This window comes from Thermaerobacter sp. PB12/4term, from assembly GCF_003403315.2.
Classification (GTDB): Bacteria; Bacillota; Sulfobacillia; order Thermaerobacterales; family Thermaerobacteraceae; genus Thermaerobacter.
Window position 1 is genome coordinate 929,555 of sequence record NZ_CP048407.1, and the last position, 19,639, is coordinate 949,193.

General features: G+C 74.6%; 15 protein-coding genes. 12 read left to right on the plus strand and 3 right to left on the minus strand.

Annotated features, from left to right (window positions below; all coding sequences use genetic code 11):
* The first annotated feature begins 22 nt into the window (after positions 1 to 22).
* Both DYI95_RS03810 and DYI95_RS03815 read left to right on the plus strand, forming a co-directional pair.
* Positions 23 to 1,423: a cell wall metabolism sensor histidine kinase WalK gene (locus DYI95_RS03810; RefSeq protein ID WP_116900739.1), complete on the plus strand. Its 1,401-nt coding sequence runs from the start codon at positions 23 to 25 to the stop codon at positions 1,421 to 1,423.
* Between the two features lie 489 nt (positions 1,424 to 1,912).
* A complete protein-coding gene (locus tag DYI95_RS03815) occupies positions 1,913 to 3,073 on the plus strand; it encodes an NAD(P)/FAD-dependent oxidoreductase (protein WP_116900738.1) in 1,161 nt (386 codons plus the stop codon).
* Between the two features lie 133 nt (positions 3,074 to 3,206).
* Here DYI95_RS03815 and DYI95_RS03820 read toward each other — a convergent pair whose 3' ends face one another.
* Positions 3,207 to 4,640 carry an FMN-binding glutamate synthase family protein gene (locus tag DYI95_RS03820; protein ID WP_116900737.1) on the minus strand — a complete coding sequence of 478 codons (1,434 nt, stop codon included), beginning with the start codon at positions 4,638 to 4,640 and terminating at the stop codon, positions 3,207 to 3,209.
* Between the two features lie 614 nt (positions 4,641 to 5,254).
* On the opposite strand from DYI95_RS03820, the gene DYI95_RS12965 reads away from it, so the two are divergent.
* Positions 5,255 to 5,941 carry a hypothetical protein gene (locus tag DYI95_RS12965; RefSeq protein ID WP_116900736.1) on the plus strand — a complete coding sequence of 229 codons (687 nt, stop codon included), beginning with the start codon at positions 5,255 to 5,257 and terminating at the stop codon, positions 5,939 to 5,941.
* Positions 5,942 to 6,492: 551 nt separating this feature from the next.
* On the plus strand, positions 6,493 to 7,284 hold the full coding sequence (gene nth, locus DYI95_RS03830; protein ID WP_116900735.1) for an endonuclease III: 792 nt from the start codon (positions 6,493 to 6,495) through the stop codon (positions 7,282 to 7,284).
* Positions 7,285 to 7,491: 207 nt separating this feature from the next.
* Here nth and DYI95_RS03835 read toward each other — a convergent pair whose 3' ends face one another.
* Positions 7,492 to 8,037 (minus strand): sigma-70 family RNA polymerase sigma factor, encoded by a 546-nt coding sequence (locus tag DYI95_RS03835; RefSeq protein ID WP_116900734.1) that lies wholly within the window; start codon positions 8,035 to 8,037, stop codon positions 7,492 to 7,494.
* Positions 8,038 to 8,776: 739 nt separating this feature from the next.
* On the opposite strand from DYI95_RS03835, the gene DYI95_RS03840 reads away from it, so the two are divergent.
* The 5 genes from DYI95_RS03840 (at position 8,777) to DYI95_RS03860 (ending at position 14,959) form a co-directional block, all read left to right on the plus strand.
* Positions 8,777 to 9,805, plus strand: coding sequence for a hemerythrin domain-containing protein (locus tag DYI95_RS03840; RefSeq protein ID WP_116900733.1), 1,029 nt, complete (start codon positions 8,777 to 8,779; stop codon positions 9,803 to 9,805).
* A 434-nt stretch (positions 9,806 to 10,239) separates the two neighbouring features.
* A complete protein-coding gene (locus DYI95_RS03845; protein WP_116900732.1) occupies positions 10,240 to 11,400 on the plus strand; it encodes a tripartite tricarboxylate transporter substrate binding protein in 1,161 nt (386 codons plus the stop codon).
* Positions 11,401 to 11,563: 163 nt separating this feature from the next.
* Positions 11,564 to 12,241 (plus strand): tripartite tricarboxylate transporter TctB family protein, encoded by a 678-nt coding sequence (locus DYI95_RS03850; RefSeq protein WP_116900731.1) that lies wholly within the window; start codon positions 11,564 to 11,566, stop codon positions 12,239 to 12,241.
* A complete protein-coding gene (locus DYI95_RS03855; RefSeq protein ID WP_116900730.1) occupies positions 12,238 to 13,755 on the plus strand; it encodes a tripartite tricarboxylate transporter permease in 1,518 nt (505 codons plus the stop codon). Before DYI95_RS03850 ends, DYI95_RS03855 begins: the two co-directional genes overlap by 4 nt.
* Before the next feature lie 355 nt (positions 13,756 to 14,110).
* Positions 14,111 to 14,959 carry an inositol monophosphatase family protein gene (locus tag DYI95_RS03860; RefSeq protein ID WP_116900729.1) on the plus strand — a complete coding sequence of 283 codons (849 nt, stop codon included), beginning with the start codon at positions 14,111 to 14,113 and terminating at the stop codon, positions 14,957 to 14,959.
* A gap of 52 nt (positions 14,960 to 15,011) precedes the next feature.
* On the opposite strand, the gene DYI95_RS03865 is transcribed toward DYI95_RS03860, so the two are convergent.
* On the minus strand, positions 15,012 to 15,458 hold the full coding sequence (locus tag DYI95_RS03865; protein ID WP_116900728.1) for an NUDIX hydrolase: 447 nt from the start codon (positions 15,456 to 15,458) through the stop codon (positions 15,012 to 15,014).
* 372 nt (positions 15,459 to 15,830) lie between these two features.
* Here DYI95_RS03865 and DYI95_RS03870 point away from each other — a divergent pair, with 372 nt between their 5' ends.
* The 3 genes from DYI95_RS03870 to DYI95_RS03880 all read left to right on the plus strand — a co-directional run bounded on the left by DYI95_RS03870 (position 15,831) and on the right by DYI95_RS03880 (position 19,447).
* Positions 15,831 to 16,796, plus strand: coding sequence for a DUF4148 domain-containing protein (locus DYI95_RS03870; protein ID WP_116900727.1), 966 nt, complete (start codon positions 15,831 to 15,833; stop codon positions 16,794 to 16,796).
* Between the two features lie 491 nt (positions 16,797 to 17,287).
* Positions 17,288 to 18,751, plus strand: coding sequence for a hemolysin family protein (locus tag DYI95_RS03875; protein WP_158556049.1), 1,464 nt, complete (start codon positions 17,288 to 17,290; stop codon positions 18,749 to 18,751).
* An 81-nt stretch (positions 18,752 to 18,832) separates the two neighbouring features.
* Positions 18,833 to 19,447 (plus strand): glycerol-3-phosphate acyltransferase, encoded by a 615-nt coding sequence (locus tag DYI95_RS03880; protein ID WP_116900725.1) that lies wholly within the window; start codon positions 18,833 to 18,835, stop codon positions 19,445 to 19,447.
* Positions 19,448 to 19,639: the final 192 nt, after the last annotated feature.

The following is a 19,639-nucleotide window of genomic DNA, read 5'->3' on the forward strand; positions in this document are numbered from 1 at the left end:
GCTGCCCCTGCGCTGGCGCCTGGTGGTGTGGTTCGGTGCGGTGATGGCCGTGGTGGTGCTGGTGGGCTCCATGGCCAGCTACGCCTTTCACGCCCGCGCCCATTACGAGGCCATCGACCGCGCGCTGATCACCGCCGCCGCGGCCACGGCGGCCGACCCGGCCGCCTCGGCCCACCTGGGGCACCTGGCCGGCCAGCAGGGGGTGGCCCTGGCCGTGCGGCTCTACGCCCGTGACGGCCAGCTGCTGCAGCGCTCGCCCGACGACGTGGCACCCCCGGTGAACCCGCAGGCCGTCCTGGACCGGCCCGAGGGACCGGCCTACGGCTTCGTCCCGGCCCTGGCGCCGTCCATCGTGGAGGTTCCCCGGAGCACGGCAGGTGCCTTTGCCACCATCCACGACGGCCGCCAGCGCTGGCGGGTCTTCGTTCACCCGGTGGAGCGGGGGGGCGACCCCACCGGGGCCGGGCCGGGGTTCGTGGTCACCCTCTCTCCCCTGGGGGGCCTGGATGCGTCCATGGCCGATTTCCGCGTCCTGCTGACCGGCCTGGGCGCCCTGGGCCTGGTGGTGGCGGGGGCGGGCAGCTGGGCGGTGGCCGGCAGCGCCCTTCGCCCGGTGGCCCGGCTGACGGAGACCGCCCGTGCCATCGCCAGCTCCCGGGACCTGTCCCGGCGGGTCCAGGCCACGGGGCGGGACGAGCTGGCCATGCTGGCCGCCACCTTCAACCAGATGCTGGACAGCATCGAAACCGCCTACCGGCTGCAGCAGCGGTTCGTGGCGGACGCTTCCCACGAGCTGCGCGCGCCCCTGACGGCCATCCTGGGCAACCTGGACCTTTTGCGGCGCCGTCCCGACCTGCCGCCGGAAGAACAGGCCCAGGCCCTGGAGGAAGCGCGTAACGAGGCCGAGCGCTTGAGCCGGCTGGTGGCCGACCTGCTCTCCCTGGCCCGGGCCGACGCGGGGGTCCCCCTGGTGATCAAACCCGTGGACGTGGACGCCGTGGTCCTGGAAGCCTTTCAGGAGGCTCGGCGGCTGGTGCGCGGGCAGGAGCTGGTGCTGGATCCTCTGGAGCCCGTGCGCGTCCCCGGCGACCGGGACCGGATCAAGCAGCTCTTGCTGATCCTGCTGGACAACGCCATCAAGTACACCCCCGCCGGCGGCCGGATCACCCTGGGCCTCCAGGCCGCCGGGGACGGCGGTGCGGTCCTGACGGTAGCCGACACCGGCGTCGGCATCCCTCCGGCCGACCTGCCCCATGTCTTTGAGCGGTTCTACCGGGCCGACCCCGCCCGCAGCCGCGACCCCGGCGGAACGGGCCTCGGCCTGCCCATCGCCCGCTGGATCGTGGAACAGCACCAGGGCCAAATCACCATCGACAGCGCCCCCGGCCGCGGCACCACGGTGACCGTGCGCCTGCCCGCCTGAGGGGCTGGCTGGCGCAGCCGTCGGGCGCGGCCGTCCGGGTGGGCGGCCGGTGGGGGGGCGGGCGCCGGCCTGCCCGCGATGCTGCGCCGGGTAGGTGGGCCCCGGGCCGTCCCCCGGCGGTTGGATTGGGGGTTCCGGCTGCGGGCCGTTCAAGGTATCGGGCCCGGGCGGCTCCGGAACCGGGGAGACCCTCGGAAAATCGCGCCGGAAGGCGCCGGCAGCGCGGGAAGGCGCCGGCAGGCGGGGGAGGGGCGGGGACCGGGCCCGGACGGGGCCGCTGGCGCCGCTCTTCAGCCCATTCTCAGGTTGCCCTCAGGTTCCTCCGCTACACTGGTTCCTCTGGAAGAACCGGCATGCCGTGCTGCTCCGGAGGGCCGGCGGGGGCAGCCGCCGTCACAGCGGGAGGCGTCCCGCCCACAGGGGCGGTGTCGCCGGCCTTGCGGCCGGCCGGGGACGGGCGGCAAGCCGGGGACGGGAGGCGGAGGAACCGTGGGACCGGAGAGCCGGAACGGGACCGGGGCACAGGACAAGGCGGGGTGGAACGGGGTGGGGGAAGCGGCCGGGACGCCCGAGCCGCTCGAGACGTCCGAGACACCTGAGCCGCCCCTCTACGACGTGGCCATCATCGGCGGCGGGCCGGCGGGCCTGTTTGCTGCCTTTTATGCGGGCCTGCGCAGCATGCGGGCGGTGATCCTCGAGGCGGCGGGTCAGCTGGGCGGCCAGCCGGCCCTGGTTTATCCCGAGAAGTGGATCTACGACGTGGCGGGTTTCCCGCGGGTGCGGGCCCGGGAGCTGGCCGAGCGGCTGATCGAGCAGGGCCTGCGCTTTGGGGCCGATGTACGGCTCAACACCCGGGCGGAGACCCTCACCCCCGAGATAGCCGGGAGCGGAGCGGAGGAACCGGTCTGGCCGGAGCGGGGCACCGGCGCGGCCGGTCCGGAGGACCTGGTGGCCTACCGCATTGGCCTCTCGGGAGGCGGGTTCGTCCGGGCCCGGGGTGTGGTGGTGGCGGCGGGGCTGGGCGCTTTTGAGCCCAAGCGGCTGCCGGCCCGGGGGCTTGACCGCTGGGAGGGGCGCGGCCTGATGTACGGCGTCCAGCGCCTCGAGGACCTGCGGGGCAAGCGGGTGGTCATCGTGGGTGGCGGCGATGCGGCCGTCGACTGGGCGCTGATGGCCCTGGAGGTGGCCGAGTCCGTCACCCTGGTCCACCGCCGCCGCCAGTTCCGCGCCGTGGAGGAGAGTGTTCGCGCCCTCCAGGCCAGCCCGGCCCGGCTGGAGCTGGATGCCGAGGTGGTCGACGCCGGGGGCGATCGGCAGTTGGAGTGGGTGCGGGTGGCCCGCAAGGACACGGGGACCACGGTGGACCTGCCCTGCGACGTGCTGGTTCCCTGCCTGGGTTTCAAGGCAGATCTGGGCAGCCTGGCCGGCTGGGGCTTTGAAGTGCAGGGCCACGAGATCGTGACGGGCCCAGGTGGCGCCACCTCCCTGCCCCGGGTGTACGCCATCGGCGACGTGGCCTGCTACCCGGGCAAGATCAAGCTCATTGCCGTGGGCTTCGCCGAGGCCGCCATGGCCATCAGCCAGCTGAAGACCCAGCTGGACCCGGAGGCCTCGCTGCAGCCGGCCCACAGCAGCGACCTGCGGCTCTAGGCGCCCGCCCGGGCGCCCGGTAGGGTGGCGAAGCCGGGCGACCGCAAGGGTCGATAAGCCTAGGGACGTAAGCGGGGCGGTCCTGCCCGCGCGCCCGGTAGGGCCGGAAGGGGGCGGCCCGCCTGCGCGCCCCCTAGGGCCGTGAGCGGGGCGGCCGCCAGGCCGGGGGAAGCCCCAGGATGTCGGCCGCCTCCGGCGTCCGGGCCACCAGGTCCGAGCGGTCGACGGCCCGCAGGCTGTCGCGGCCCAGGGCCCGGGCAGCCTCGGCCATCTCCAGGGTGCAGGCCCGCAGAAAGTTGGCCACCGTCCGCGCACCCTGGCCGGGGTCGAACCGGCCGGCCAGCTGGCCGGTGGCCCACGCCAGCTGGGTGATGGGCTCAAAGGGGATCGCCTTGCTGAGCTGGCCGTGGGTGGCCGCCATGATCACCGCTGTACCCAGGTAGACGGCGTCGGCGCCCAGGGCCAGGGCCTTCAAGAACTCGCCCGGCGTCCGCAGGCCGCCGCCGGCCAGCAGGCTGACCCGCTGCCGGACGCCTGCGGCCTCCAGCAGGGCGGCGGCCCGGACCAGGGCGTAGAGGGTCGGGATGCCGAAGTCGTCGGCCAGGATGGGCGGGGTTTCGCTGGTCCCGCCCTCCGAGCCGTCGATGGCGATCACGTCAACCCCCGCCTGCAGAACCCACAAGAGGTCGTGCTCCAGGTGGTGGGTGGCCACCAGCTTGACGCCCACCGGGGCCCCGCCCGTCAACTGGCGAAGGCGGTCGACCAGTTCCCGGAAGGTCCGAAGGCTTTCAGTTTCCGGCAGGGGGGCCTCGAGGAGCAGCGACTTGTGCCCGGCCGCGCCCATGCGCCGGCGGGCCTCCTCCGGGAGGCGATCCGGGCGGATCAGGCGGCCCAGGGCGCCCCGGGCGCCGTGCCCCAGCCGGATCTCCACCATGGCCGCCCGGGCCAGTTCGTCCGGAACCTGGTTCCACGGGCCTCCCGTGTACTGGAGGATCACTGGACCCCCGGCTTCCAGGATCTCGGGCAACACGGGCCCGGACCCCGCGTTGTACGCCGTGCCCGCCTGGTGGGCACCCCGGGCCAGGGCCAGGGCCACGGCCTTGCTGACCCCGACGCCGTACCCCATGGCGCTGACCAGCAGCGGTGTCGCCAGGTGAAGGGGACGCTCCGCCCGGGGACCCAGGACGGCCGACGTGTCCACCCGCGCCCCGGGGGGCAGGGGCCGGCGGGCCAGCTGGGCCGGGTTGAAGGCGATGTCCTCCCAGCGGCTGTAGCGGCGGAGCCCGCCCAGGGGGCGTTCCAGCAGCTTGCCCTTGTCGGCCCGCAGCTCCAGTTCCAGCAGCAGCGGCGGCGGGATCCGCTGCATCCCGACGGCCAGATCCCAGAGGTTCTCCCGGTACGGGTCTTTGAGGAACCGGCGCACCACCCGGTCGGCGAGGCGGTCCAGCAGCAGGCCCCGGGCCAGCCAGAGCACGGCCCCTGCCACGGCGAGGGACGCCAGCACGGCGATCATGACGATGATGAACAGCCGCCCATCCCCGGGCGAGAGGGCCGGTGCGGGGGGCATACCATCCCTCCTTCCACCGGGAGCCCCGGGACCGAGACCCTCGGGGACCTCCCAGGTCGCCGGGACTTCCGGGGCCCCAGGGCCCCGAAAGCCTTGTCCCACCCCTTGAAGCCCGCGTGCGGCGCCGCAAGGGAGGCACCCGTTCTCTGCCGGGACGGTGGTTAGGTTCTCCCCTCAAGTCTTGCCACCGCGCAGGGAAGCGCCGCCGAGCCGCCCGAGGAGCTGCCGGCGGGGGCCAGGCGAGCCCACCGGCCCGTACGGCGCAGGGGAGGCGGCCCCTTGCCCCTGAAGTGCCGCTGCGTGTTGCCCTGCGGGTTGACCTTCGTCCGCGGGCCACGGGGCATCCGCTGGCTATGCGGCGGCGCTGGCGGCCGGTTCCTCTGGCCGGGTCCGGGGCCTGACGGTGGCTCGGCCTCAGGCCGGCCGCATGCTCCATCATCTGCCCCGCTGGCCGCGAGCGCGCTGGGTTCCCGGTACAATGCCATTGAGAGGGCGCGCCAGGTACCCGGCCAGCCCAAGGAGTTACCTGCCCGGCCAGAGCCAAGCGGGCGGCGGCCCGCGCCGGGTGGCCCGCTGGCTCGCCAGGCCGCTCGCCGGCCCAAGGAGGGACAACCGTGATCCCAGAGCACCCGAATCCCGCTCCCGAGGCGGACGAACCCGCCCTGGCCGCAACCCGGGCCGCCCTGGCGGACCGGCGGCAAGAGATCCGCCCGCCCGGGGGCTTTGATGCCTGGCTGCACCTGCTGGCCGCCCCGGTGCCGCTTCCGCCGGGAGCAGGCGGGGCGCGGGAGGGGGCGGTGCGGGTGGCCACCGCCAGCCTCACGGCTCCCAACGATCCGGAGGATCCCCTGCCCCTGTTCTTCATCGCCCCGGCTCGGGTGGAGGCGATCCTCCGCCGGTGGCTGGAGGAGCTGGCGGCGGAGGGGGGCGGGGCCGGGCATGGGGAGGGGAAGCCGGCCGATGACCGCGGCGTGGTGGGCGGGCGCCCCCCGGCTGGGCAGCCCGCGCCGGCGGTCGGGACCGCACCGGCGGTCGGGCCCGCGCCGGAAGGCCCCCTTCAGCCGGCGGTGGGGGGCCCCCGGGGGTGGCTCTTGCAGGTGGGGGCCAGCGGCATGCAGCTCCGGGCCTTCGCCGAGCCCCCGGCCGGGTTCATCCCCCGGTACCGGCTGCCCCACCGGGACGGGCAGGAACCGGTCTGGGCGCCGGGCGAGCCCCTCTGGTGCCCCCAGCCGCAGCTGGCGGCCGCCCCGGGCGAAGTGGCCCGGCGGCTGGTGGAGGCGCTGGTGGCGCAGCTGGGCTAAGCGGTTCCCGGCGCAAGGGCGGGCTGGGCACCACCTGGCGACCACCGATGGCGTGGTGGCGGTGCCTGAACGTGCCGGCCCGGAATCTCGCGGCCCGGTTCGCCGCGTCGCCGGGAGTGGCGCGGAGATGTTCAACGCCCGCGGACGGGATGCAAGACCTGCCGCCAGGCGGGCCGTCCCCGAGGCATCGGGAAACCGGCACCCGCCCATGGACGGGTAAGACCGGCACCGCCGATCCATGTGGATCGGCCGCCGGGAACCGGTGACGACGTTTCGGGTGACGGCTACCGCCGGATGCGGCGCCATGGTAGGCTAGGCAGCGGTGAAAGCCCGTGAACCCTTCCTCTGCTTCGCCCCGCCGCTCAGGCCCGCAGGATCCGAGCGGCAGGAAAGAACGGCGCCGGCGGGATGAACCGGCCCGCCCTGTTGCGAGCCCGCGACGCCCTGCCCGTAGGACGGCCGCGGCACCGGAGCCGAAGCCTGCACCCGGCGGTGGAGAGGCCCCGGCCCGGGCCACTGCAGGACCGGACCGGCCGGCGACCGTCGATCCCATGGCCCCGGATCCGGCCGGTGCTGCGCTTGCGACCGCGCCCGCAGCCGGGGATGCCGCAGGGGCCGAGGCGGCCCGCATCGCCCGGATCCGCGCCACCCTGGCCCGCATGTATCCTCAGGCGACCACGGCCCTGCACTGGAGCACGCCCTTCGAGTTGCTGGTGGCGACCATCCTGTCGGCCCAGACCACCGACGCTGCGGTCAACCAGGTGACTCCGGCCCTCTTTGCCCGTTGCCCCACCCCCGAGGCGATGCTGGAGCTCAGCGAAGACGAGCTGGGGGCCATGATTCGCACCATCGGCCTGTGGCGGAACAAGGCCCGCAACCTGCTGGCCGCCTGCCGCATCCTGGTCGAGCGGCACGGCGGCCAGGTGCCCCGGACGCGGGAAGAGCTGATGCAACTGCCCGGTGTCGGTCGCAAGACGGCCAACGTGGTGCTGAGCAACGCCTTCGGGATCCCGGCCATTGCCGTCGACACCCATGTCTTCCGGGTGGCCCGGCGGCTGGGGCTGGCCACCGGGACCACCCCCGAACGGGTCGAGCAGGAGCTCATGGAAAAGTTTCCCGAAGCCGAGTGGTCCCGGGCCCACCACTGGCTGATCTGGCACGGCCGGCGAATCTGCCATGCTCGAAACCCGCGCTGCCCGGCTTGCGCCTTGCGGCCCGACTGCCCGGAGGGCCGGGCGCGGGGCGGGGACGCCGCGTCCCTGGAGGCGGCGGCAGAGGTCGAGCCTGGCCGGCTGCCGGCCGGCGAAGCGGGCGGCGCCGGCCGCCGTTCATCCCGGGAATGAGGACGGCAAAGGACGGCCGGCCCGGTCACCTCGGAGGGGGCCGGGCCGGCCGGTTCCACCCCAGGTCCGCCGGCAGCCGGCGTACCGGCCCGGCGGCCTGCCGGCGGCGCGCTGTCGGGTGCCTGCTGCTGGCCTGCTGCTGTCCGGTTCTTCAGGCAGCGGCCGCGGCGGCGTCGCAGGCGGGCCGGTTGCCGCGGGCCGCGGATCCTAGCGGTGGTCGTCCTGGTCCTCGCCGGCCTCGCAGACGAAGCACCTCACCCGGAAGGGCCGCTCGCCCGCTGCGCCCACGAAGCTGGTGATCCCCTCCAGGTAACTGGCCAGGGTCGTGCCCGTGAACTCGCCCTCCAGGGTGAGGGCCAGCCGCGGCCGGCCTTCCCCGGCCTCGAAGGGGACGACCGGGTCGGAGGACTCCACCCCCCGCATCCGGATGGGTTCCAGGTGAACGTTGCCACCCCGGTCCTTCTTGATCCCCAGGCGGTAGCGCAGGTTGCGCACCTGCCACTGGCTCAGGCCGAACATCTCACCGATTTCCTCGTCGTTGCGGCCGTCCCGCACCAGTTCCAGCAGAGCCTGGCGTTGCTCCTGCGGGCTCAGCCGGTGGAAGTCGACCCGCCCGGGAGCGGCCCCGGCCGGGCCGGGCGAGCCGGCTCCCTGGGAGCCGCCGGGCAGAGCGCCGGCGGCCACCGCCGTCGCCGGGTGGCCACCGGGCGCGGCGTAAGCGGGTGTACCGGCGTGGGGCATGGGTTCCTGCATGCGTCCTCCTCCTCCCGCAGCATGGAATCCTGGACTAGCAGCCGGGCGGACCCGGCGGGCACGGCGGGCTTGCGCCGTCCCCACCGTCCCCGCCTGCACCTGGGCATGGCCGGCCGGGCGTGGGCTGCCCGGTTCCTTGCCGCCCGCCGGGGGCCCCGCGGGCGGGTCCGCCGGCGGGCCGGCGCCCGGTGCGGCCGGCGCCAGGGCCTGGTCGTCGAGGCGGTAATGGATGACGGGGCCCGATCGCGGCCTGCTGGGTCCGGCCTGACCCACCAGATCGGACGGCATGATGACGCGACGCGGCCTGATCTTGCCGACCAAGCTGCTTCCTCCTTCTGGTGCCCGGGCACGTTCCAGTATGGCCTGTATGCTGGCGGCTCATACATGCCGGATACACGCCCCAGGTTGCAGCCGCGGCTCACCTTTTCGTTGCATTCCGTCAGCAGCCGGTGCCTAGCCGCCCGCGGGGCGGAGCGGGGCAGGGCGCCGCGGTGGCTGCGGGCCGGCGGCAGCGACCACGATGCTGCGGGCGCCGCGCCGCGGGGCGCGGGAAGGATGCGGCGGCTGCGGGGTCGGCAGGCGGCAGGCCTGGCGGTGGGGGACGGGGGCCGCCTGGGGACCGCTGCGGACCGGGCGCCGGGCCGGGAGCCGGCCGGCCGCGACGACCAGCGCTCCGCGGGAGCCGCCGGCAGGGTGGCGCAAACTAGGGCCGCAGGCCATTGCAGAGGGGGCGAGGACCGTGGACCAGAGGATGGAGGAGGTTGCCGGCAGGATGGGCGAGGTCGCCGGAGGCCGGAGGGACCGCCTGCAAACCGGTACGGGGATCCCCGCGGGTCCCGGCGGGGACGCAGAGACCGTCGCCGGCCCCGGGACGGGATCCGTCACCGGCCCCGATGCCGGGGCCGGCCGGCGGGCCCTGGAGATCCTCCGCGATCAGCACCGGCGGCTGTCATCCCTGCTGGACGACCTCCGCCGCGGGGACCTGCGCGGCGGCCGCGAGACCCCCGACCCTGGCCTGGCGACCCGCTTGCTGGATGAGCTGGACGCCCACCGCCGGCTGGAACAGGAGGTGTTCTATCCCGCCCTGCGCCTCCACGGCGGCCACGACCTGGCCGGGACCCTTCAATCTCGCGTGGCGGAACACCGCCGCCTGGACGAACTGGCCCAGCGCCTGGGCAACGCCCTGGAAAGGATGCAAGGGCTGGAAGGGGAATCGCCGCCGTCCTCCGATGGCAATCCCGGCGCCGCCCGCCTGGCCATGGCAGCCGGCGGGCTGGCGACTCCCGCTCCTGCCGGGACGGGCGGCCGGTACGCGGCGGGCGGTGGCCACGGGGACGAAGGCACGCCGGCTCCGGCAGCGCCCGCGGAGGCTCACGGGCCATGGGCAGGGACCCAGCCCAGCGGGGATGCTGGCGCCGCAGGTGACGCCACGATGGCGGGCGTAGCAGCGGGTGGTGCGGCGGCGGCAGACGGCACAACGGGTGACGCCAGGGCGGGGGCGCCCGGGCTGCAGCGGCTGGTTGCCGAGCTGGCTGCCGCCTTCGAGCGCCACCGGCAGGCGGAGGAAGGCGAGCTCCATCCGCTGGCCGGGCAGCGACTGCACAGCCACCTGGGTGGCGTGGCGGCGGAACTGGTGCGGGGCATGGAGGAGTTCCGCTTCGACTACGACGACGTGGTCGAAGGGACCTTCCCCGCCAGCGATCCCCCGGCCACCATGGCCGCGCCGCGGGTACGAACGCCCAGGCTCTACGCCCGCAGCCGTAAATGAGGGTGGCCCCCCGAAGGGCCCGCCCGCTGCAAGGGCCCGCACGCTACCGGCTGCGAGTCCTTGGGCGACCCTGCCTCAAGCCCGGTGCGGCACCGCCGGACCGGCGCTCGATGGTTCGGTGCCTCGCGGGGCCGACGGACCGGAGCCGCGGTTGCGGGGGCCGCCGGGCGGGCCCGCCGGCCTCCCGCCGCCCTTGGAGCATGGTCCGGTACGGGACCACGCGCCCCCCTGCACTCACGTCGCCCGGCCGGAGGGCATAGAGTACGCCTAGCCCGGCGGGATGAACGCCCAGGCAAGCCGGGCCGGTGACCCGATGGGCCGGCCGGTCCGCGACGGCCCTTAGGGGCTGCCCGTTGCCCAGGGGCCAGGGGCCTGCGGGCCCCGGCTTTGAACGGCACCGGACAGCTGCCCCGCCGGGCGGGGAGGAAGGCACCATGGGAAGCGGGATCCGGACACAGCCGCCCGCCTGGGGGGCCGGGCCGTCGTCCCTGGGACCGGCGCTCCCTCCGGCAGGAGAGCACCGTCGCCGGTGGCGGCCCGCGGGGTGGCGGAGGCTGGCCGGGCTGGCGGTGCTGGTCCTGGTGCTGGCCCTTGCGGGCTGCAGCGCTGCCGGCGGAACGGGCGGTGCGGCCCCGGGTGGAGGAGCCGCCGCAGCCGGTTCGTCCCCGGGCGGCGGGGGCGCCGGCTCGGGCGGTGAGGCCGCGGGCGGTGCCGGAGCGGGCGGCGCCCGCGGGCCCCTGACCTATCTGGTCTGCTTCGATCCCGGCGGCCAGTCGGACATCGAGGCGCGGCGCCAGCAGCCTCACCTGGAGCGGCTGCTGGGACGCCAGGTGGCCATCGAGTACAAGGTGGGCGGCGGCGGCGCCCTGTGCTGGAGCGAGCTGGTCCGCAGCCGGCCCGACGGGTCGGTGGTGGCCGGGATCAACCTGCCCCACATCATCCTACAGCCCCTGCAGCAGCAGACGGGCTACCGCACCGAGCAGATCGAGCCCGTGGTCCTCTTCCAGTCGACCCCGCTGGGCTTGGCGGTACCGGCCTCGAGCCCGTACCGGACCCTGGACGAGTTCATCGCCGCGGCCAAGGCGAACCCGGGGGCCATCACCGTGGGGGGATCGGGCACCTTCTCCGGCCACCACGTGGCCACGGTGCGGCTGGAGAAGCTGGCCGGGATCGACCTGACCTACGTGCCCTTCAGCGGGGCGGCGCCCCAGATCACGGCCTTTCTGGGCGGCCACGTGGCGGCGGTCTTTGCCAACTCCAACGACCTGGTGAAGTATCGCGACCGCATCCGCGTGCTGGGCATCGCGGCGGACGAGCGGTTTCCCGGGCTGCCCGGTGCACCCACCTTCAAGGAGCAGGGCATCGACCTGGTGGAGCGCATCGACCGGGGCGTGGGGGTGCCGGCGGGAACGCCGCCCCAGGTGATCGCCGAGCTGGAGAAGGCGTTCTTGACCATCGCCCGCGACCCCGCCATCCGGGCCCAGATGGAGGAACAGGGTTTCGTGCCCCTGGCCATGGGCCATGCCGAGAGCAAGGCGTACATCGAACATGTGACCGCGACCTACAAGGCGCTGGTGCAGGACCTCGAGCAGTGAACAAGGTGATCACCGGCAGGCAGCAGGGTGGCCGTGCCCTGGCCCGTGCCCGCTGCTGGCCGCCCGCGGGGCGGGGCGATGACAGGGAAGGACCGGCGGGCCGGGGCAGGGGCCGGGGGTCCGGCGGCGGCCACGGCGCGGTTGCAGGAAGGGGGAACGGGCGATGAAGCGGGATGCGGCGGCGGGGGCGGGCCTGGCCCTGCTGGGGCTGGTAGCCCTGGCCGGCGCGCCCTCCCGGGACCCGGTGGCCGGTGTGATGGGGCCCGGCGTGCTGCCGTCGCTGGTGGCCCTGGGGCTGGTCCTCACCGGCCTTGGGCTGGTGCTGGCCGCCATGGTTCAAGGCCGGGCCCGTTCCGGGGCGGGAGGCGCTCGCGGTCCCGCCCAGGCGGCGGGGGTGCCGGCGGCGGTCACCGGTACCCCTGCGGTGACCAGCGGGGCCGCGGCGAGCACCAGCGCCGGGGCGCCGGCGGAGGCGGCCGCCGGGGCTCGGGCGGATGTCATAGCCAAGGATCCGGCGGCGGGCGGCCTGGAAGCGGCGGGCCGGGGTTCGTCCACGGTGGGGGCGGGTTCGCCCGCGGGGGCTTCCCCCGCGGCGGCTGCCCGGGAGGGGAGGGTGCGGCTGCTGGTGACCATCGGGGCCCTCGGCGCTTACACCGTGGCGCTGCCGGTGCTGGGCTTCCCGGTGGCCAGTGCCGTGCTGGTTTCCGGGCTGGCGTGGTATCTGGGCGAGCGGCGGCCGCTGGCGGCCCTCCTCTGGGGTGTGCTGCTGGCCGTGGCCCTGTGGGCCGGGTTCGTCCGGGGGTTGGGGGTGCCTCTGCCCATGGGGGTGCTGGACCGTTGACATCCTTCGAATGGCTGGTGCGCGGGCTCGATCTGGCCCTGGAACCCCAGACCCTGCTCTGGGGGCTGGTGGGTTGCCTTTTGGGGACCCTGGTAGGGGTGCTGCCGGGGATCGGTCCGACCTCGGCCATCGCCATGTTGCTGCCGCTGACGGTGGTGCTGCCGCCGGGGCCTGCCCTGGTGATGATGGCGGCCATCTACTACGGCGCCATGTACGGCGGGTCGACCACGGCCATCGTGGTCAACATCCCTGGGGAGGCCTCGTCGGTCCCCACGGCCCTGGACGGGTTCCAGCTGGCCCGGCAGGGCCGGGCGGGACCGGCCCTGGGCATGGCGGCCCTGGCGTCCTTCGTCGCCGGGACCCTGAGCCTGGTGGGGCTGACCTTTTTCGCCCCGGCGCTGGCGGAGGTGGCGCTGGCCTTCGGGCCGCCGGAGTACTTCACCCTCACGGTGCTGGCGGGGGCGCTGGTGGCCAGCCTCTCGGGCGGGCACGGGCTGAAGGGCACCGCGGCGGCCCTCCTCGGCCTGCTGGTGGCCATGGTCGGCCTGGACCCGGTGACGGGAGCGGCCCGCTGGACCTTCGGCTGGCTGCCCCTCATGGCAGGCTTCCCCTTCGTGGCGGTGATCATCGGGCTCTTCGCCGTCAGCGAGGTCCTGCTGGCGGCGGAGGAACGGGTGACCCACCTGTACGCGACGCGGCTCCGGCGTCTTTTCCCCACCCGGCAGGACCTCAGGGCGGCGACCCCGGCCATGCTCCGGTCCAGCGCGATCGGTTTCCTGCTCGGGCTGCTGCCGGGATGCAGTCCCTCGGTCACCACCTTCGTGGCCTACGATGCCGAGCGGCGGCTGAGCCGGCACCCCGAGCGGTTCGGGCGGGGTGCCATCGAGGGCGTGGCGGCGGCCGAGGCGGCCAACAACGCGACCTCCACCGGCGGGTTCGTCCCCCTGTTCTCGCTGGGGTTGCCGTCCGGGCCCGTGCCGGCGGTGCTGCTCGGGGGGCTCATGATGTACGGCCTGGACCCCGGGCCGGGGCTCTTTCAGGAGCACCCCGACCTGGTCTGGACCATCATCGCCAGCATGTACGTGGGCAACGTCATCCTGCTGGTGCTGAACCTGCCCCTCATCGGCCTGTGGGTACGGGTGGCCCGGATCCCCTTTGCGCTGCTGGGGCCGGCCATCTTGGTGCTCTCGGCCCTGGGGGCCTACAGCCTGCGGTACTCCCTCTTCGACGTGGGGGTCGCCATGGTCTTCGGCCTGGTGGGTTACGGGCTCCGCAAGCTGGACTTCCCCATCGCGCCCCTGGTGCTGGCCAACGTGCTGGAGCCCATGCTGGAGGAGTCCTTCCGCCAGTCCCTGACCATGGCGGGCGGCTCGGCGGCCATCTTCGTGACCCGGCCGCTGGCGGCGACCTTCCTGGTGCTGGCCGCGGCGGTGCTGGCCCTGGGCATCCTGCGGCGGCCGGGGGCGCCGGCCGGCCGGGCGGCAGAGGCGGGGCAGCAGGCGGCCGCCGGCTAGCCAGTTCGGAGGCTGCGGGGCGGGGCCCGCGAGAACGAGGCCCGGGGCCCCCGGCCTGCAGACCGCGGCCTGCCGGCGGGCCCCGGGCGCCGGTACCGGACCCTTCAGGGCCGCCACCGGCCGGGGCATTGGCCCCAGCAAGAGCCCCACGGGGCCGGTGGCCCCGTTCTGGCGCCGGCCCGGCGGGAACGGGCTTGGGCCGGCACCGTGGCAGGGGGCAAGGGAGTTTGCGACAATGGTAGCGGTGTCCCGCCGGGCCGGCGCCTCGCCGGCGGCCGGGGCGCCCGCCGGTCACCGCGCCGGGCGGCGCGGGTTCTTGCTGAGCGCGGGGTCCGGATGAACAGGAGGGTCCGGCATGCTGGATGCGGAGTCGTTGCGCAACGCGGTGGTCGACGTGGCCCTGCGGGGCGGGGAGATGTTGCGGCACCACTTCGGCGCAGCCCGGGGCGTGCGCACCAAGACCTCCCGGTATGACCTGGTCACCGAGGCCGATGAGGCCATCGAGGCCGAGCTGGCCCGCTACATCCAGCGCCAGTTCCCGGGGCACGCCGTGGTGGGCGAGGAGGACATCTCCCGCCGGGTGCTTTCAGGGCAGGCGGGCTCGCGGGAAGGGGCCGTGGCCCAGGCCGCGGGGGAGCGGGAGTGGGAATGGCTGATCGACCCCATCGACGGGACCACCAACTTCATCCACGGCCTTCCCATCGTGGCCACCTCGGTGGCGGTGATGTACCACAACGAGGTGCTGGCCGGGGCCGTGTTCAACCCCATCCAGGACGAGCTCTACGTGGCCGTGCGCCGGCATGGCGCCGCCCTCAATGGCAGGCCGTTGCGGGTGTCGGCGGAGGACGCGCTGGCCCGAAGCCTCCTGGCCACGGGGTTCCAGTATGACGCCGTGGAGGGCAAGCGGGTGAACCTGGACCTGTTCCGGGCGGTGCTGGCCGAGGCGCGGAACGTGCGAGCCATCGGTTCGGCGGCCCTGTCGCTTTGCTACGTGGGGGCCGGCCGGCTGTCGGGCTTCTGGGAGCTCCGCCTGGGGCCGTGGGACCTGGCGGCGGGGACCCTGGTGGTCCGGGAGGCGGGGGGCCGCGTGACCCGCCTCGACGGCGGTGCCTTCGACGTTTGGCAGCCCTCGGTGGTGGCCACCAACGGGCGGATTCACGACGCCCTGGTCACCCTTCTCAAGGAAGCCGGCCGCGGGCTGTGACGGCCGGGCGTGGCGGCACTCGGGCCGCACCGGCCGGCGGCGAGGGCCCGTTCTACCGGGCGAACCCCGCCTCCTGGGCGGCCCGCCACGCCGCCAGCACCTGGTGGGTGCCCGGGACCAGCTGGAAGCGGTCGATCTCCTCCCACGGTACCCATGCGGCTTCCGCGGCGTCGTCGGCCGCCTGGAGGGTGCCGCCGACGGGACGCGCTGCAAAGAACAGGATGACGTAATGAAAGCGAATGCGCTGGACCTCGTCGCGGTTGACCGCGTCCTTGTAGGTCAGCAGTCCCTGCACCTCGACCTCGAGCCCCGTTTCCTCCCGCACCTCCCGGCGGAGGGCCTCCTCCACCGTCTCGCCCAGCTCCACCGCACCGCCGGGCAGCCCCCACCACCCGCGGAAGGGCTCGCCGCCCCGCCTGACCAGGACGACCCGCCGGCCGTCGCTGACCACCGCGTGGCACGAGGGCCTGGGGTGGGTGGGATACTGGAAGGTCGCCAACCGGTCCACCTCCCGGGTCGGGCTTGCCTTGCCTGGGTGTAGCATACGCCCCCAGCCCGGGAACGGCAAATCACTCAATATGGCGCGAAATTTCGCGAAATGATGTGATCCATGGCGACAATCCGTGGACAATCCCCAAAACAACCGATAATGAATCGAAACTCTGTCACGGGTGGGGGAAGAACCGGCCCCGCGGCCCTGGAGGGCGCGGGCCTGCCGGCCGGGATCCTCCGGCCAGGCCGCCGGCACCGGCCCCGACCTCGCCGGATCCGGGGAGGGGACGGCAGGCGGGGGCCGGCGCCGGGCGGCGGGCTGCGAAGGCCGCGGGGGATTCAGACCTGGGAGGGACGGACAGGAGGTGGGTTCCAGCGGATGCGTTTCCGGCCGAAGGCAAAGGGATCCTGGCATCTGCTGACGGTGGCGCTGGTGCTGGCCGGCACCCTCCTGGCCACGCCCCTGCGGGCTGCGCCGGGAACCGGCACGGCGGCGGGGACCCAGGCGGAGGTGGTCACCCGCGCCCAGGTGCTGGCGGAAGCGGCTGCCGTCTTCGCAAGCCAGGGAGTGGAAGCCGCGGCGGAGGGGGGCGGGGAAGCCCAGGTCACGGCGACAGGCGCCGGCCCCGAGTCGCCAGCCTCTGGCGGCGGAGCGCTCCGGGCAGAGGGTGGCCTGGCCGCGACCACCGGGCAGGGTGCCCCCGGACAGGGTGCCTTCGGGGCGGTGACCTGGATGTGGCAGGCCGTACGCGGCTGGTTGACCTCCCTCTGGCAGCGGGTTGAAACGGTGCTGGCCCCGGGATCCGGCGGGGCGGAGGGGAGCACCCGGCGGGCCGGGCAGGTGCCGGGAGCGGCGGCTGGTGCCGGGGGCGGGCACGTCGCCGGGCGGGCGGCCGGGCAGGCGGCCGCCACGGCGGGGAACGCCAGCGGCAACGGCGGGGGCCAGGCTGCCGAAGCGGGCGGTGGCTCCCCCGAGCCGGTGGACCTGCCGCCGGAGCTGGGCGGCAAGGCGAACCTGCGCTTGGCGGGCACCTTGCTGGAAAGCCCGGGGCTCGAAGCGCTGCTGGCTTCGCTGGAAGGCTCCGCCGGGGCCGGTGCGGGTGCGGAGGGCGAAGCCGGCGCCGGCGGTTCGGGCCGGGCGGCCGGCCGGGCGGGGGGCAAGGTCCAGCTGCGCTTGCGGCTGGATGACGGCCGGGTGGTGACCTTGCCCGTCGACCCGCGCCGCCTGGCTCTGCAAGGAGGCAACGGGCTCTTCCTGGGCATCGACCTGGCGGACCTGCTGGGCCAGCGGGTGGAAGTGGTGGTCCAGGGCGGGTCGGTAGCGGAGATCCGGCCCGGATCCTGAGGCATCCTGAGGCCAGCCCCAGGGGCCGGCAGGCGGGCCGGGCCAGCGGGTTCGAATGCCGGTTCGGCCGGCGGTCGACCGGCTGTTCGGCCGGCGGTGCTGTTTGGCCGGCGGTTCGGCGGGCGGTTCCGCCGGAGCGTGCGGCCCGGCCCGTTGCGAGCCACGTCGGAAGCCACCGGGGCGGGCGGCGTCGACGCCGCCCGCCCCGCCCTTGCCTGGGTACCTTCCATAGCTGGGACCCCGCCCTGGCCTGGGGTACCTTCCGTAGCTGGGCCCCCCTGGCCTGAGGCACCGCCCTTGCCCGGGGCCCCGCCCCTACCTGGGCCCCTTACCTGGGACACCGGCCGGCCGGATATATTCGCAGTAGAATGACTTTTCCCCAGCGGGCGGTTCGCCGTGGGACCTTGGTGGCCGGGGAACATCGGCCCCCCTCACGGTCCCAGGCAGGTGGGCGTCCCGACCGCCCCGCAGGAAGAAGGAGGCAGACGCCCTTGGCGGAGATCCTGCCGGAACTGCTGTGGATCGCCATCCTGGTGCTGGTCAACGCGTTCTTCGCCGCCAGCGAGATCGCGGTGATCGCCGCCCGGGATGCGCGCATCCACCAGCTGGCGGAGGAGGGGCACCGGGGCGCCCGGGTCGCCCAGCGCCTGATGGCCGACCCCAGCCGGTTCCTGGCCACCATCCAGGTCGGTATCACCCTGGCCGGGTTCCTGGCCAGCGCCTCGGCGGCCGTCACCCTGGCCCAGCCTGTGGCCGCCTGGCTGCGGACCCTGGGCCTGGCGCCGGGGGTTGCCACTTCCGTGGCCGTCACCCTGGTCACCGTGGTGATCTCCTACGTCACCCTGGTGCTGGGTGAGCTGGCGCCCAAGCGGCTGGCGTTGCAGAACCCGGAGGGCCTGGCCCTGAGGGTGGCCCGGCCCATCGCCATGCTTGCCCGGCTGGCGGCGCCCTTCACGGCGCTGCTGGCCCGTTCGACGAACCTGGTGGTGCGGGCCCTGGGGGGCCGTGCCGACGTGCAGGAGCGGGGGCTGACGGAGGAGGAGATCCGCTTCTACGTGGCCGAGCACCAGGACCTGCGGTCGGAGGAGAAGCAGCTGATCGAAGGCGTGTTCGACTTCGGCGACCGCATCGTCCGCCAGGTCATGGTGCCCCGGCCCGAGATGCACACGCTGCCGCGGCACCTGTCCCTCTCCCAGGCGGTGGAACGGGCCCTGAGGGCGGGGTTCGAGCATTACCCGGTGACGGGGGAAGGGCCCGACGACATCGTCGGTCAGGTGAGCACCCACGACCTCCTGCGGGCCATGGTGGAAGGGGATGGCCCTGACACCGTGGAAGGCTTGCTGCAACCGGTCCGCTTCGTCCCCGAGACCAAACCGGCCCTGGACCTGCTCAAGGAGATGAAGCGGGACCGGTTTCGGCTGGCCGTGGTGGTCGACGAGTACGGCGGGGTGGCGGGGCTCGTCACCCTGGACGACCTGCTGGACGAGATCGTGGGCGAGATGGCCGGCGGGTTGCCGGGCGGCCGGCAGGTGACGGCCAGCGAATGGGTGCTGGAAGGGGACACGTCCATCGAAGACGCCAACGAGCGCCTGGACCTGGACATCCCGGCCAGCCCCCACTACGAGACGGTGGCCGGGTTCGTCCTGTACAACCTGGGCCGGCTGCCCGAGCCCGGGGAGGGATTCGAGCACCGGGGCTGGTACCTGTCGGTGGAACGCCGCGAAGGCCTGCGCATCGCCGCCGTGCGGGTGCGGAAGCTGGCGGGCGCCTTGCCGGCCCCCGGGGGGCCCGCGGCCGGGTCCGGAACGGGGGGTGCTGGAGAGGGCCCGGTCCCGGGGGGCGGTGGTGAGGCCGGCAGGGGATCCGGGGGTGCCGGTGACGGGGGGCCGGGCGCCGGCGGGCCGTTCGACTTGCGGACCACGGGGCCGGCCGCACCGGGCCCAGCGGAACGTTGAGGTACAGGGGCCTGCCACCGGCGGAGGGATTCTCGGAACGGCAGGCGAGGCGGCTGGTGGCGGAGGGGGAAGGGGAGAGGCATGGGCCGGGGATTTGCCATGGCCTGGCCGGCCGAATCGGCCGCGCCGGCGTGGATCTGGGTCGTCCCCCTGCTGGGGTATCTCCTGGGTGGGGTGCTGCCCGCGGAGTATCTGGTGCGGTGGCGCCGGGGCGCCTCGCCCCGGGAACTGGGGGACGAACCCGGCACCGCCGGCACCTGGCGCCAGGCCGGTCCGGCAGCGGGGCTGGCGGTATTCGCCTTCGATTTCGCCAAGGGGTTGCTGCCCGTAGCGCTGGTCGACCACCTGGCCGGGGAGGGGTGGTGGCTGGTGGCTGCGGCGGCGGCTCCGGTGGCCGGCCACAACTGGCCGCTGCAGCGGTGCCTGCGGCCGGGGGGCCGGGGCCTGGCCAGTGCCATCGGCGCCACCGTGTACCTGGCACCCGGCGCCCTGATCCCTGCCCTGCTGGCCGGCTGCGTGGTGGCCTTGTGGCGCCGGCGGACGCCGTGGGTCGGCATCGTGGGCTTTCCCCTGGGCCTGGTGTTCATGCTGGCCGGCCGGTTGCCAGGGTGGAGGGTGCTGGCCGCGATGGCGGCCATGGTGACCGTGGGGCTGCGCTACCTGCAGTGGACCCGGCAGCGGGGCCGCTGGATCTAGCCGGATGGAGCGGGGTGGGGCTGCGGGAATCAGCTGGCTGGAGTGGGTGGGGCCCACGGGCCGGAGGCGGCTGGGTTGGCGGTCTGGACGGCCAGCGTTGCTGGTGTCCAAGGGGCTGTCCCCACGGCTCTTCCCAGCCGGCCAGGGTGCCGGCCTGGTCCCTGCCGGCAGGAGAAGCAGGGGACCAGGGAG

Coding starts and splice junctions, on each gene's coding strand:
- DYI95_RS03820 (WP_116900737.1), bottom strand. CDS start 4,640: ATGCCCCCCGCACCGGCCCTCTCGCCCGGGGATGGGCGGCTGTTCATC.
- nth (WP_116900735.1), top strand. CDS start 6,493: ATGGCCCCGGATCCGGCCGGTGCTGCGCTTGCGACCGCGCCCGCAGCC.
- DYI95_RS03835 (WP_116900734.1), bottom strand. CDS start 8,037: ATGCAGGAACCCATGCCCCACGCCGGTACACCCGCTTACGCCGCGCCC.
- DYI95_RS03845 (WP_116900732.1), top strand. CDS start 10,240: ATGGGAAGCGGGATCCGGACACAGCCGCCCGCCTGGGGGGCCGGGCCG.
- DYI95_RS03850 (WP_116900731.1), top strand. CDS start 11,564: ATGAAGCGGGATGCGGCGGCGGGGGCGGGCCTGGCCCTGCTGGGGCTG.
- DYI95_RS03860 (WP_116900729.1), top strand. CDS start 14,111: ATGCTGGATGCGGAGTCGTTGCGCAACGCGGTGGTCGACGTGGCCCTG.
- DYI95_RS03870 (WP_116900727.1), top strand. CDS start 15,831: ATGCGTTTCCGGCCGAAGGCAAAGGGATCCTGGCATCTGCTGACGGTG.
- DYI95_RS03880 (WP_116900725.1), top strand. CDS start 18,833: ATGGGCCGGGGATTTGCCATGGCCTGGCCGGCCGAATCGGCCGCGCCG.